General features: G+C 39.6%; 14 protein-coding genes and 1 tRNA gene. 8 read left to right on the top strand and 7 right to left on the bottom strand.

Translation table 11 applies throughout. From position 1 onward, the window contains the following. Positions 1-41: 41 nt before the first annotated feature. A tRNA-Arg gene (locus tag CYP28_RS04945) sits at positions 42-118 on the bottom strand. A 110-nt stretch (positions 119-228) separates the two neighbouring features. Here CYP28_RS04945 and CYP28_RS04940 point away from each other — a divergent pair. Genes CYP28_RS04940 through CYP28_RS04930 form a run of 3 tightly spaced genes read left to right on the top strand, consistent with a single transcriptional unit; the run spans position 229 to position 2075 of the window. After that, the gene (locus tag CYP28_RS04940; RefSeq protein ID WP_054196631.1) at positions 229-414 is read left to right on the top strand and encodes a hypothetical protein; all 186 of its coding nucleotides are present in this window, start codon (positions 229-231) and stop codon (positions 412-414) included. Positions 415-464: 50 nt separating this feature from the next. Continuing rightward, positions 465-1295 carry an adenylosuccinate lyase gene (locus CYP28_RS04935; protein WP_103593303.1) on the top strand — a complete coding sequence of 277 codons (831 nt, stop codon included), beginning with the start codon at positions 465-467 and terminating at the stop codon, positions 1293-1295. A gap of 36 nt (positions 1296-1331) precedes the next feature. Beyond that, complete coding sequence (locus CYP28_RS04930; RefSeq protein WP_103593302.1) at positions 1332-2075, top strand: hypothetical protein; 744 nt, start codon at positions 1332-1334, stop codon at positions 2073-2075. Here CYP28_RS04930 and CYP28_RS04925 read toward each other — a convergent pair whose 3' ends face one another. From CYP28_RS04925 to CYP28_RS04900, 6 genes are read right to left on the bottom strand one after another with little or no spacing between them, the layout of a single operon-like run. After that, on the bottom strand, positions 2076-3326 hold the full coding sequence (locus CYP28_RS04925; RefSeq protein WP_242047014.1) for an RNA polymerase factor sigma-54: 1251 nt from the start codon (positions 3324-3326) through the stop codon (positions 2076-2078). A gap of 3 nt (positions 3327-3329) precedes the next feature. Beyond that, positions 3330-4058, bottom strand: a complete 729-nt coding sequence (lptB, locus tag CYP28_RS04920; protein WP_103593300.1) for an LPS export ABC transporter ATP-binding protein — start codon at positions 4056-4058, stop codon at positions 3330-3332. After that, positions 4051-4449 (bottom strand): tRNA (adenosine(37)-N6)-threonylcarbamoyltransferase complex ATPase subunit type 1 TsaE, encoded by a 399-nt coding sequence (gene tsaE, locus CYP28_RS04915; protein WP_103593299.1) that lies wholly within the window; start codon positions 4447-4449, stop codon positions 4051-4053. The genes lptB and tsaE overlap by 8 nt, the downstream gene beginning before the upstream one ends. Next, positions 4449-4694 carry an RNA-binding S4 domain-containing protein gene (locus CYP28_RS04910; protein WP_002940508.1) on the bottom strand — a complete coding sequence of 82 codons (246 nt, stop codon included), beginning with the start codon at positions 4692-4694 and terminating at the stop codon, positions 4449-4451. The genes tsaE and CYP28_RS04910 overlap by 1 nt, the downstream gene beginning before the upstream one ends. Before the next feature lie 33 nt (positions 4695-4727). Continuing rightward, positions 4728-5555, bottom strand: a complete 828-nt coding sequence (locus CYP28_RS04905) for an alpha/beta hydrolase (RefSeq protein ID WP_103593298.1) — start codon at positions 5553-5555, stop codon at positions 4728-4730. Continuing rightward, positions 5549-7648 carry a TonB-dependent receptor domain-containing protein gene (locus CYP28_RS04900; RefSeq protein ID WP_141089906.1) on the bottom strand — a complete coding sequence of 700 codons (2100 nt, stop codon included), beginning with the start codon at positions 7646-7648 and terminating at the stop codon, positions 5549-5551. Before CYP28_RS04900 ends, CYP28_RS04905 begins: the two co-directional genes overlap by 7 nt. 201 nt (positions 7649-7849) lie before the next feature. On the opposite strand from CYP28_RS04900, the gene CYP28_RS04895 reads away from it, so the two are divergent. From CYP28_RS04895 to era, 5 genes are read left to right on the top strand one after another with little or no spacing between them, the layout of a single operon-like run. Further along, on the top strand, positions 7850-9073 hold the full coding sequence (locus tag CYP28_RS04895) for an argininosuccinate synthase (RefSeq protein ID WP_103593297.1): 1224 nt from the start codon (positions 7850-7852) through the stop codon (positions 9071-9073). A gap of 24 nt (positions 9074-9097) precedes the next feature. After that, positions 9098-9544 carry a 50S ribosomal protein L9 gene (gene rplI, locus CYP28_RS04890; protein ID WP_103593296.1) on the top strand — a complete coding sequence of 149 codons (447 nt, stop codon included), beginning with the start codon at positions 9098-9100 and terminating at the stop codon, positions 9542-9544. Continuing rightward, positions 9545-10078 (top strand): ATP-dependent protease subunit HslV, encoded by a 534-nt coding sequence (hslV, locus tag CYP28_RS04885; RefSeq protein WP_021084582.1) that lies wholly within the window; start codon positions 9545-9547, stop codon positions 10076-10078. Between the two features lie 8 nt (positions 10079-10086). Then, positions 10087-11409 carry an HslU--HslV peptidase ATPase subunit gene (gene hslU, locus CYP28_RS04880; protein WP_103593295.1) on the top strand — a complete coding sequence of 441 codons (1323 nt, stop codon included), beginning with the start codon at positions 10087-10089 and terminating at the stop codon, positions 11407-11409. Further along, a complete protein-coding gene (era, locus tag CYP28_RS04875; protein WP_103582784.1) occupies positions 11406-12275 on the top strand; it encodes a GTPase Era in 870 nt (289 codons plus the stop codon). Before hslU ends, era begins: the two co-directional genes overlap by 4 nt. The last annotated feature ends 48 nt before the right edge of the window (positions 12276-12323 follow it).

The raw sequence follows: 12323 nt of genomic DNA, 5'->3' as shown, positions 1-12323 counted from the left end.
ACTATAAAAATTATGAAGTTTGTCATTAAGAATTAAAAAGATGGTGCGCCCGAGAGAATTCGAATCTCTGACCTTTTGAACCGCAATCAAATGCTCTATCCAGCTGAGCTACGAGCGCACAAGAAAGTTAAGTCGAGATATTAGCCAAACTTTCCTTAAAGAAAAATTGTATTCATTTTAATTTTATAACTGTTTTAGTAAAATCCGATAAAAACAAAAGGAGCAAAAATGAATGATTTTTTCGATAGTTTAAAAGAGATAAAAAAAGAACTTACTAAAGAGCAAGGTGAGATCAAAAAAACTCAAAAAGAAGCCGTTTCTCATACAAAAGAAGAGGCGATCTCATATAAAGAAAATAAGCTAAAAAACGAATTTGCAGAGTACATTAAAGGCCAAGATATAAGAAAAATATAAATTTGGAATGCTTATTGCTAAAACATGTAATATTTTATGTGGAGTAGGCAATGAAAGTTACGCAAACATTAGAATCTCTAAGTATTTTAACTGATAATGACGCTTTGTTTCGTGAGCTTAGAGATATGATAAGCAGAAATTTTACAAAAATTTTATCTAATAAAAATAAGGTTATTTCGTTTTATGAAGAGAGCGAGATCCCACAACGCAAGTGCTTTTTAAAATTTATAAAAAAACTTTATGAAAAGCAAAGTGATGATAAGCTTGATATTCGTTTTGCAAACTATAAAACCATAAAGCTTGGCTTTGTTCAAAAAAATACCCTAACTCCAGTCATTAGCCTAAACGTAAATTTTGTAAAAAATGAAGTCAAATTTGAACTAAAAGATGCACTTTGCAGAGATTTTGCTGGCTATATCAGCGAGAGTCTGGTAAAAAGTAATGTTACTTTTAGCAAAAATGATGATTTTTTAAACATCACCATCTCAAATGACAACGACATAAACACATTAAACAAACTACTCTACAAAAGAAGCTATCCAAAATTTAGCGTAAATTTTATCTATGATGAAAAAGACTACAAAGCCTTTAAACAAGGCATAAAAATAAAAAGCTCATCTAAATTTGTAAGCAGATTTTCTGTGCTTGCAAATTTGCTTGAGGAAAATTTTGAGATTTTGGGTTGCAAAAAAGATGATGACTTTGAAACTATCAGACAAAGCTACCTTTCGCTCGTAAATATCTATCACCCAGATAGGCATGCCAACAAAAATCCTCTCATACAAGAAGAATATGCAAAGAAATTTAAAAATATTCAATCTGCTTATGAGAGTCTAAAGCCATACTTTAAAAATCAAGAAAATTTTGTGATGGTCGGCTAGAGTACAGTTTGCCATAGAGCTTTAAAGAGAGCAAAAATGAATGGTGAAATGTTTAATATATGCGCCATTATTGTTGCCGCAAAGCAGGCCATAAAGTCAAATTCTCCTATCCTATATAATGGCACTAACTACGAAAATAGTATAAATTTTCACTTTCTCTCAGGCCATAGGGCAAATGGCGTAAATGAGTGGTTTGAGCACGCATTAAAGATTGGATTAAGCGATGTAAGACTTACTGCAAATTTAACTGGCTCATCAGATGAACGTTTATTGCTTAGCTTTTCAAACTCTACCGCAAAATCGATCATCTGCATTTTTAAAGAGCACATGAGCTGCTTCGTACCCTACTGGAAATACAACAAAAATCAAAGAGGCTGGGACATAATATATAAAGAATTCGGTCTTGAAAAAGATGTTAATTTAGAAAATTTTAGCGACAATACAGAGGCTTTTATGGACACACTTACCAAGATAGCGGTCTTTGCAGATGAGATAGAGTGTGAGAATTTTGGTAAGTGTTTTCGCAGGGCATTAAAATCACTTAGATCTTCAAGCAATGATGACCAAAAGATATTTAATGCACCACTTATGCCAAAGAAAAATTTAGCCCTTTCTGCTGCGGCAAGCTTGGCTGATGTCTTTGGCGGTATGGGCTCTTGGAACGACGATGCATCGGGCATGGCACAATATAAAAAACGTGGCAAAGAGTACGAAGAGCTTAGCAACGAGCTTTTTACGCAGATGCGTAAGGCCATACTTTTTGCTGTAAATGAGTGGTAGCTAGCCGTTTATCTGATAGACTCTTTTTCGCTGGCTTGAGCTGCCGATATTTAGGATTTTGCGGTATTTGGTGATGGTTCGGCGAACGATTTGGATGTTAAATTTAGCTTGGATTAGCTCTTGGATTTTTAGATCAGAAAGTGGCTTTTTGTGGTCTTCATTTTTGATAAGCTCTAGCAAAAATTCCTTTATCGCGGCGTTTGAAGTCTCCTCGTCAAAGCCAGTTGCGAAGAAATTTTTAAGTGCGACCGTGCCTCTTGGGGAGCTTAGATATTTGTTCGCGATCGCTCTTGAGATGGTTGAAGGGTTGCGTCCAAGCTCGTCAGCTAGGTCTTTTAGCTTCATAGGCTTTATGTCGCCACCCAAAAAGTAGTCATACTGATACTCAACTATCATGAGCCCTATCTTATAAAGTGTCGCCTTTCTCATCTCAAGGGCGTCTATGAGCTCGCTAGCCTCTTTTATGCGTGAGCTTACAAAGGCCTCTTTCTCGTCTAATCCCTCGGTATCAACCAAAATTTCTGGATAGTACTCATCATTTATCTGCACACTTATACCACTGCTTGTACTTAGCACGAAGATATCAGGCACCGTCTCTTTTTCATCTTCAAGATACTCAATGGCCGGGGGATTTTTAAATTTCTTTATGATTTTTAGCGCATCATCGTAAAATTTAAGCTTTCTAAGTTTTTCTATATTTTCAAAATTTAAGATGATCTTTTTCGCGCACTCTATGATCTCTTCACTCGCCTCTGCTTCGCCAAGCTGAAACAAAAAGCTCTCTTTAACATCCTTTGCACCCACGCCACAGGGCTCAAGGTAGGCAAATCTCGCCCTAACCCGCTCTACCTCGCCCTCGCTAAACCCCACAAAAATTTTATCATCGTAAGAAAAATAGCCCTCATCATCTAAACACTCGATGATCTTATATGCGATATCTTGAGACTTTTGCGTGGGGAAAAGTGGTGGATTTATCTGACTAACTAGCTTTTCATAGAGGCTTTCTTTATAGATGCTTAAAGCCTCGATACTCTCGCTAACCGAGTTTTTGCTAACCTGCTCGAAAAAATTTCGCTTTTTTTCGCTTTTTTCTAAATTTTTATGCTCGATCGTGGCAAATGGGTTCTCTTTTATAAAAGGCTCAAGCGTCTCTTTTAGCTCATCAAGCCCGCTTTGAAGGATAGGAAGCCAGCTTCTTAGCGTTTGGTTTAGTTTGATCTTTGGCGCTAAAGTTTGCTTTTGCCTTAGCATCATCTACTCAAGCAGCTTAAATTCTTCGCCAAGATAGTGCGTTCTAACGAGCTTATTGTTTGCCACTTCGCTCGCACTGCCGCTTGCTAGCAGCGAGCCATCTTTGATGACGTAGGCTCTGTCGCAAATGGCTAGCGTCTCACGGACGTTGTGGTCAGTTATCAAAACGCCGATGCCTAGCTTTTTAAGGTCTCTAACGATGCTTTGGATGTCGCTAACTGCGATAGGATCGACGCCTGCAAATGGCTCATCAAGAAGTAAAAATTTTGGCTTTATGATGAGGCTTCTAGCGATCTCACAGCGTCTGCGCTCGCCACCACTTAGACTAACGCCCTTTCTTAGGCGGATAGGCTCGATATTTAGCATATTTAGCATCTCATTTACTCTTTTTGTTATCTCTTCTTTGCTTTGATTTAAAATTTCAGCCCCAAGGAGCAAATTTTCTTCGACGCTTAGCTCTTTAAATATGCTTGATTCTTGCGGCAAATAGCCAATACCAAGGTGCGCTCTTTTGTGAAGCGGGACGTTTGTGATCTTTTCGTCGTTTAAAAAGACATCTCCGCTAGTTGGCGAGATGAGCCCGCAGATCATATAAAAAGTGGTCGTCTTTCCAGCGCCATTTGGCCCAAGAAGCCCCACGACTTCGCCACTATTTACCTCTAAAGATATACCTTTTATGATCTCACTTTTCTTAATCGTCTTTTTTAGATCTTTTACTTCTAGTTTATGCACTTATAACCTCGTATTTTCTGCCATTTTTGCTAGGAGAAATTTTTATCATCATATAGCTCTCGCCGTTTTTCTTTAGAGCTTTTTCTAAATTTTCATCGCCCCACTCTACTAGATGAAGCCCCTCTTCAAATAAATTTTCAAAAAGACCATTTTTGGCCATCCCATCAAATCCGATCTGATAAATGTCGTAGTGGTAGATATCTTTACCATAAATTTGCATCAAAGAAAACGTAGGCGACGTCACGCTCTCATCTATGCCATGAGCCTTAATGATCGCCTTTACAAGCGTCGTTTTGCCACTTGCTAGATCGCCACTTAGTAGCACCACGCCACTTTTTGGAAGCACTCTTACAAGCTCACCAAGCTCATTTTCTAAAAGCTCAAAAACCATCAAAGCTCTTTTACATATTCGCTTTGAGCGCTTTTTGGTATGCTTTTTGTAGTTGGGATCGCTAGCACCTCGTATCTCGCCTCACGAGCTAGAAATTTGATAGTAATAACATCGCCGATCTTAACATCTTTTGCCGCTTTTGCCTGCACGCCGTTGATGCTCACAACGCCACTTTTGCACATATCTTCGCTAACGGCACGCCTTTTGGTGATATTTACTACGTTTAAAAATTTATCTACTCTCATGTGGCGGATTTTAACAAAAATAGCCTTAAATTTTTAATCCTTTAGATATTTTAAAAGCTCTTTTAAATTTAGAGGTATGACGCTGCCATGCGTTTGCCCTTTGTAAAACTCAAAGTGAAAATTTACGCCACTTTGTTTTAAAATTTGGGCTAGATCGCTCGCCTTTAAAGTGCCAGGCTTGTCAGTCTTGCCCTTTCTTTTTTCAAGCTCGCCAACGCTAAGAAAGACAAATTTAGCCTTTAGTTTCTCTTTAAATTTACCCTCACTCACGTTTTGCTTTAAAATTTCAGACTCGCCCCACCAAAGAGACGGCGAAGCGATAAAGAAATTTGCAAATATGCCCTCATTTTTAAGCAAGGTATAGAGCGTAAAAAGACCGCCAAAAGAGTGTCCATAAAGGCTTTTTGGGAGGTCTTGCACATTAAATTTCTGATCGATAAGTGGCACCAAATTTTTTGTCAAAAAATAGTAAAACGCATCTGCGCCACCACCTTTGTCAAATTCCTCGCCCTTTGCTTTTGGCGTGAGATCTCTTGTGCGTTTTTCTACTTCGTAGCTTTTATTTGTGTCATATCCTATGCCTATTATTAGTGGTGCAGTCGTGCCATCAAATTCATTTAAAAGCATGTTAAACTGGGCGTTTGCGTCAAGCAAGAAAAGCACGTTTTTAAACTCATTTTGCCCCTTTAGCTTGGCTGTGAAAATTTTATAAATTTCATCATTTGCACTCATTTTAAAGGTTGAAATTTCAAATTTACTAGCAGCTTTTTGGCTAAGTGGCTCAGGCGTTTGGCTGGGTCCTGCGTGCAAAGTCTGTGCCACACCAAGCGTAAAAAGCAAAAATTTAAACGCTCTTACCATTTTGCAGCGACCTTAAACCAAAATCTCCTGCCCTCTTGCGGATAAAAGTAGTATGTATCGCCCACAAGCGACTCATCGTATCTTATTTTATCAAAGATATTATAAGCATTTAGGCTAAGAGTTAGGTGCTTGTTTGCGTCCCAGCTGACGCCTGTATCGAAGGTGAGCAGGTCTTTTGTATTCTCTCTTACTTTGTTTCCAGCACCAAAATTTACGCTTGTTAGCTTACTCTCGTAGTTTGTACCAAAAAATGTCTTGACGCTTTTTACAGGCTTATATGTAAGCGTAGCGTGAAATACATGCTCTGGCGTTGCTGTAAGGCTTTTTGCATCAAGTCTGCCAAGATTTGTCTCACTAAATTTCATAGGGCCTCTTGGCGTATTTATCGTTGGGTTGCCAGTTTTTATCTTTGACTTATTATAGGTGTAGTTTGAGCTTAAATTTAGATTTGAAAGGATGTCGTAGTCGCCACTTAGCTCCACGCCCCAAACGGTCGCACCTTCAATGTTAAAGTAAGTTCCCCAGCCAGGACAATTAACGTGTGGTGCACCTGCGCAAGTACCAAAGGCAGGAATTCTATTTACGTTACTGCCGTCGGTGTCTAGGATCTTATCTTTAAACACATTTCTAAAAAGCGTTACCGAGCCTCTAAAATCAGCCTGATTGTCATAATATGCACCAACTTCGTAAGTTATGCTTTTTTCTGGCTTTAGATCTTTGTTTCCAAAATCAACTATTCTCCAAGCATTTTGAATAGTGCCTACTTCTGGGGAGATTTGATTGACATTTGGGGTTTTATAGCCAGTTGCTACGCCGCCTTTTAAGCTTAGCGTATCTGTGGCATTATAGACTAGGTAGGCTCTTGGCGAGAGGTGGTTACCAAAAAATTCGTTGTGCGTGAGCCTTGAGCCAAGCGTTAAAAACAGCTTCTCATCTAAAATTTGCCACTCATCCTCTATAAATCCCGCATGCTCACTCATTGAGTAACTTTTTGGATTTCTAAGACCATTCCTTGAGATGTTTGAGACAATGAAGGTCGTGCCGACATTTTGCTTGCTAAAGTCATAGCCAAAAGTTAGTGCGTGAGCGCCAAGAAAGGTTGTAAATTTTGAGTTAAAGTTGTGATTTTTGGCTTTTGCAGGTATGAGGCTATCAAAAAGGCTCGTTCTTTGTGTCTGATCATAAATGTAGCTGATATCGGCATTTAGGTTATCAAATTCACCAAGGTAGCCCACGCCATAGCTCTTTTTCTCGTAGTCATAATTATCTAATGGTCTTCTTCTTGGGTTTGGATCGGCTGATTTGCCAACCGTTTTTGAATAATCATGCCTTTCGTTTGAGCCAAGGATGAAAAATTTATTGTGTTCATCTGGAGTGATCCAAAGTTTTGCGCTTAAATTTCTCTTATCACTCTTTTGATAGCCACCGATGTAGCCATCTTCGTCTCTTAGCTTTTTATAGCCCCAAAGCTGGAGTGCAAAAAGGTCTTTATAAAGAGGTAAATTTAGATAAAAGTCACCTTGCCTGCCATCGCCTATACCTTTATGCGTGTTTATCGTGGTTGAGATACCGACGTTGCCACTAAATTTTGAAAAGTCCTTTTTGGTAATGATATTTATCACACCTCCAACTGCGTCGCTACCATAAAGCGAGCTCATAGGGCCACGGATGACCTCTATACGCTCGATCGCCTCAGCTGGTGGGATGAAATTTGAGTTCATATCCCCTGCTCCGCCCTTTGGGTTTGCGCTACTTGAATTTACTCTTTTGCCATCTATCAAAACTAGCGTTTGAGACTTCTCCATGCCGCGTATCGAGATGCCGCTAGCTGCCCCGTCCTCGCCACCGACGACATTTACACCTGGCACTTTTTGGGCGATTGAGTGAAGTGAAGTAAAGCTATCTTTTGTAAGCTCATCGCCGCTTATCACGCTGATGCTTGCAGGGGCTTCTTTGATCTGCTGCGAAAAGCCACTCGCACTTACTACGACGCCATCAAGCCTTTTTTCGTTATTGTCTTTATGCTCTGCTCCAAAGAGCGAATTTGCCACGCAAGCGCTAAGGCAGATGGCAATAAATTTTGTTTTTCTCACGACTATCCTTTTAAAATTTAATTTGAAAAAGTTTGAAATTTAACAAAGTATCTTTTAAAACAATATTAATTATCATAATTTTAAATAGTAATCTTTTTTATAAAATTTTCTAAGAAAAAACTTACATTATTTATTAAATTAGTTTATTAAAAATTAATCAATTTAGGCTAGAATACGACTATTTTAACAAAAGGAAGAGCTATGAAAAAAAACGTAAAAAAAGTGGTTTTGGCATACTCTGGCGGACTTGACACAAGCATTATTTTAAAGTGGCTTCAAGATGAATACAACTGCGAAGTAGTCACATTTACGGCTGACATCGGACAAGGCGAAGAGCTAGAGCCTGCACGCAAAAAAGCCCTAGCACTTGGCGTGAAGCCTGAAAATATTTTTATTGAAGATTTAAGAGAAGAATTTGTACGTGATTATGTATTTCCAATGTTTAGAGCAAATGCAGTCTACGAGGGCGAGTATCTACTTGGCACATCAATCGCTCGCCCACTAATAGCAAAACGACAAAGCGAGATCGCAAGGCTTGTTGGCGCTGATGGCGTGAGTCACGGAGCAACAGGCAAAGGCAACGACCAAGTTCGCTTTGAACTTGGATACTACGCACTTGGCGACAACCTAACTATCATTGCTCCATGGCGCGAGTGGGATCTAAATAGCCGTGAAAAACTTTTGGCATACGCTGAGAAAAACGGCATAGATATCACCAAAAAACCAGGCAAGAGCCCATACTCAATGGACGCAAATTTACTTCACATAAGCTACGAAGGTCTAGTACTTGAAGACCCAAGTCATGCACCAGAAGATGATATGTGGAGATGGACAGTAAGCCCAAAAGATGCTCCAGATAAGAGCGAGATCATCGAGATCGGCTATGAAAAAGGCGATCCAGTAAGCATAAACGGTAAAAAAATGAGCCCAGCTGAAATTTTAACCGAGCTAAACCGCCTTGGCGCAAAACACGGCATAGGCAGACTTGACATCGTAGAAAACCGCTCAGTTGGTATGAAGAGCCGCGGCTGCTACGAAACTCCAGGCGGCACGATAATGCTAAAAGCTCACCGTGCGATCGAGAGCATTACGCTTGACCGCGGTGCTGCTCACTTAAAAGATGAGATCATGCCAAAATACGCCGAGCTAGTTTACAACGGCTACTGGTGGTCTCCTGAGCGAAATATGCTCCAAGCGCTCATCGACAAGAGCCAAGAGCACGTAAATGGCTCTGTAAAAGTTGAGCTTTATAAAGGCAACGTGACCATTCTTGGCAGAAACAGCAAAAATGATAATCTATTTAGCGAGGCATACTGCACATTTGAAGAAGACAGCGTTTATGATCAAAAAGATGCGGAAGGATTTATCAAACTAAATGCACTTCGCTTTATAATCGCACGCAAAAATGGGCGAAAATTTGACTAACAATAAATTTTAAAAAGGACAAAAATGAAAGTATTATTAATAAAAGATGTAAAAGGACTTGGAAAAGCTGGCGAGATAAAAGAGGTAAAAGATGGCTACGGCAACAACTTCTTAATCGGCAAAGGCTTTGCAAAAGCAGCTACTCCAGATGTCCTACGTCAATACGAAGCGGCTCAAAAAAGAAAGGCCGAAGAGCTAAAATACGAGATCGCAAATTTAGAAAAACTAAAAGAAGAGCTTGCAAAAGTGACAGTCGTCATCAAAAAAACACTTGGCGCAAATGGCTCGCTTTTTGGCTCAGTTTCAAAAGAGGAGATCGCGGCAGAGCTTGAGAAAACGCATCATTTAGTTGTTGAGAAAAAAGCGATCGATATGGACGCTCACCTAAAAGCAGTCGGCCTTTATGACGTTCATGTAAAGCTTGGACACTCGATAAATGCGAGCTTAAAGGTTGATGTGCAAGGAGAGTAGATGTTTCATGCGACAACCATCTTAGCCTACAAAGGCAAAAACAAGTCAGTCATCGGTGGCGACGGACAAGTGAGCTTTGGTAACACCGTCTTAAAAGGCAATGCCGTAAAAATCCGCAAAATTCATAACGGCAAAGTTCTAGCTGGTTTTGCTGGTAGCACTGCTGATGCGTTTAATCTTTTTGATATGTTTGAGAAAAATTTAGAGCATACAAAGGGCGATTTGCTAAAGGCGGTTATAGAATTTAGCAAAGAGTGGCGCAAAGACAAGTATCTAAGAAAGCTTGAAGCGATGATGCTTGTGCTTGATAGGGATAAAATTTTCTTACTTAGTGGCACTGGAGATGTTGTTGAGCCAGAAGATGGCAAGATAGCAGCTATTGGAAGTGGTGGCAACTACGCGCTTTCAGCGGCCCGTGCCTTAGATAAATTTGCCGATATCGACGAAGAGGAGCTAGTTAAAGAGAGCCTCAAGATCGCTGGCGAAATTTGCATCTATACAAATACAAACATCAAAACTTATGTTTTAGAATAAGAGAGAAAATGAACTTAACACCAAGAGAAATTGTTAAATTTTTAGATGACTATGTGATCGGTCAAAAGGACGCCAAAAAGATAATAGCGATCGCGCTTCGCAACCGCTACCGCCGCATGAAGCTTGAAAAAAGCCTGCAAGATGACATCATGCCAAAAAATATTTTGATGATCGGCTCAACAGGCGTTGGTAAAACCGAGATCGCAAGGCGTCTTTCAAAGATGATGGGGCTGCCATTTATCAAGGTCGAGGCTAGCAAATATACCGAGGTTGGTTTTGTTGGTCGTGATGTTGAAAGCATGGTAAGAGATCTTGCTATGGCATCATATAATCTCGTAAAAAACGAGCAAAGCGAGAAAAATCAAGATAAGATAAATGCCTACATCGAAGAAAAGATCGTCTCAAAGCTACTTCCACCACTTCCAAAAGGTGCTAGCGAGGAGAAGCAAGCAGAATACGCTAAGAGCTATGACAAGATGTTAAATAGGCTAAGAAACGGCGAGCTTGACGAGCTAAGCATCGAGATCGAGGTGCAGCAAAACCCACTTGAAGCGGGCTCAAACGTGCCACCTGACATGGCGCAGATGCAAGAGAGCTTTATAAAAATAATTGGTATCGGTGGCAAAAACATCAAAAAAGAAATGAAGGTAAAAGATGCTAAAAAAGCCCTTCAAAGCGAGGCAAATGATAAAATTTTAGACATTGAGAGTATAAAAACTGAGGCTTTAAGAAGAGCTGAAAACGAGGGCATCATCTTTATAGATGAGATCGATAAAGTGGCCGTTGGCTCAGGTAGCTCAAACAGGCAAGATCCTAGCAAAGAAGGCGTACAAAGAGACTTGCTACCTATCGTTGAGGGCTCAAATGTAAATACTAAATTTGGAAATTTAAAGACAGATCACATTTTGTTTATCGCAGCTGGTGCCTTTCATATAAGCAAACCAAGCGATCTAATCCCTGAGCTTCAAGGCCGTTTTCCACTAAGAGTAGAGCTTGATAGCCTTGATGAAGACGCGCTTTATCAAATTTTAACTCAGCCAAAAAATTCGCTTTTAAAACAATACATCGCCCTACTCTCAACCGAAAATGTCGAGCTAGAATTTGACGATGAAGCAATAAGAGAGATAGCCAGGATCGCTCACGCCGCAAATGAAAAGATGGAAGATATCGGTGCTAGACGCCTTCACACTGTGATCGAGCGCGTGATAGAAGATATCAGCTTTGAGGCTAGTGAAAAGAGCGGCGAGAAGATAAATATGACAAAAGAGCTTGTAAAAGAGCGCCTAAAAGACGTGGTTGAAGACCAAGATCTAGCGAGGTATATACTTTGAAATCAGGCTTTGTTAGCATCATAGGACGCACAAATGCCGGCAAAAGCTCGTTTTTAAATGCCTTGTTGAACGAAAAGATTGCCATCGTCTCGCATAAACAAAACGCAACTCGCAGAAAGATAAATGGCATCGTGATGAATGGTGAAGATCAGATCATCTTCACCGACACGCCAGGACTTCATGAGAGCAACAAGGCGATAAATCAACTACTAATTAGCCAAGCTATAAAATCGATGGGAGATTGCGATCTCATCGTATTTTTAGCGCCTATTCATGATAATACAAGTGACTACGAGAAATTTTTAGCCCTAAATCCTGAAAAACCACACATCTTAGTGCTAACAAAAGTCGATGAGAGCTCAAATGCGAAAGTCTTAGAAAAGATCACCCAGTATCAAAAATTTCAAGATAAATTTGCAGCTTTGCTTACTTTTAGTACCAAGCAGCCTACTTATAAAAAGCCGCTTCTTGATGAAATTTGCAAGCTTTTGCCAGAGCATGAGTACTTTTATGATCCAGAATTTCTTACTCCGACAAACGAGAAGGAAATTTTTAGAGAATTTATACTTGAAGCGATCTATGAAAATTTAAGCGACGAGATCCCATATCTTAGCGACGCGATCATAAAAAGCGTAAAAGAAAAGCCAGGTGTTACTGAAATTTATGCAAATATCATCACAGAGCGTGAAATCCATAAAAGTATGATCATCGGTAAGAATGGTGAAACGATAAAACGAATAGGAATTTTTGCAAGAAAGTTAATACAAAATTTAACCGGATCAAAGGTCTTTTTAAAACTCGATGTAGTCGTTAAGAAAGGCTGGAGCAAAGAAGAAAAGAGCCTTAATAAAATAATTGGATATTGATTTTTTATTGTAAAAATATTAAAATACAGCCCAATTAGAGCATTATGA

The sequence above is a fragment of the Campylobacter concisus genome (genome assembly GCF_002914195.1).
Classification (GTDB): Bacteria; Campylobacterota; Campylobacteria; order Campylobacterales; family Campylobacteraceae; genus Campylobacter_A; species Campylobacter_A concisus_M.
The sequence above is the reverse complement of the archived record's forward strand: the minus strand, read 5'-3'. Positions and strand labels throughout refer to the sequence as shown.

Coding starts and splice junctions, on each gene's coding strand:
- CYP28_RS04940 (WP_054196631.1), top strand. CDS start 229: ATGAATGATTTTTTCGATAGTTTAAAAGAGATAAAAAAAGAACTTACT.
- CYP28_RS04935 (WP_103593303.1), top strand. CDS start 465: ATGAAAGTTACGCAAACATTAGAATCTCTAAGTATTTTAACTGATAAT.
- CYP28_RS04930 (WP_103593302.1), top strand. CDS start 1,332: ATGAATGGTGAAATGTTTAATATATGCGCCATTATTGTTGCCGCAAAG.
- CYP28_RS04925 (WP_242047014.1), bottom strand. CDS start 3,326: ATGCTAAGGCAAAAGCAAACTTTAGCGCCAAAGATCAAACTAAACCAA.
- tsaE (WP_103593299.1), bottom strand. CDS start 4,449: ATGGTTTTTGAGCTTTTAGAAAATGAGCTTGGTGAGCTTGTAAGAGTG.
- CYP28_RS04910 (WP_002940508.1), bottom strand. CDS start 4,694: ATGAGAGTAGATAAATTTTTAAACGTAGTAAATATCACCAAAAGGCGT.
- CYP28_RS04905 (WP_103593298.1), bottom strand. CDS start 5,555: ATGGTAAGAGCGTTTAAATTTTTGCTTTTTACGCTTGGTGTGGCACAG.
- CYP28_RS04895 (WP_103593297.1), top strand. CDS start 7,850: ATGAAAAAAAACGTAAAAAAAGTGGTTTTGGCATACTCTGGCGGACTT.
- rplI (WP_103593296.1), top strand. CDS start 9,098: ATGAAAGTATTATTAATAAAAGATGTAAAAGGACTTGGAAAAGCTGGC.
- hslV (WP_021084582.1), top strand. CDS start 9,545: ATGTTTCATGCGACAACCATCTTAGCCTACAAAGGCAAAAACAAGTCA.
- hslU (WP_103593295.1), top strand. CDS start 10,087: ATGAACTTAACACCAAGAGAAATTGTTAAATTTTTAGATGACTATGTG.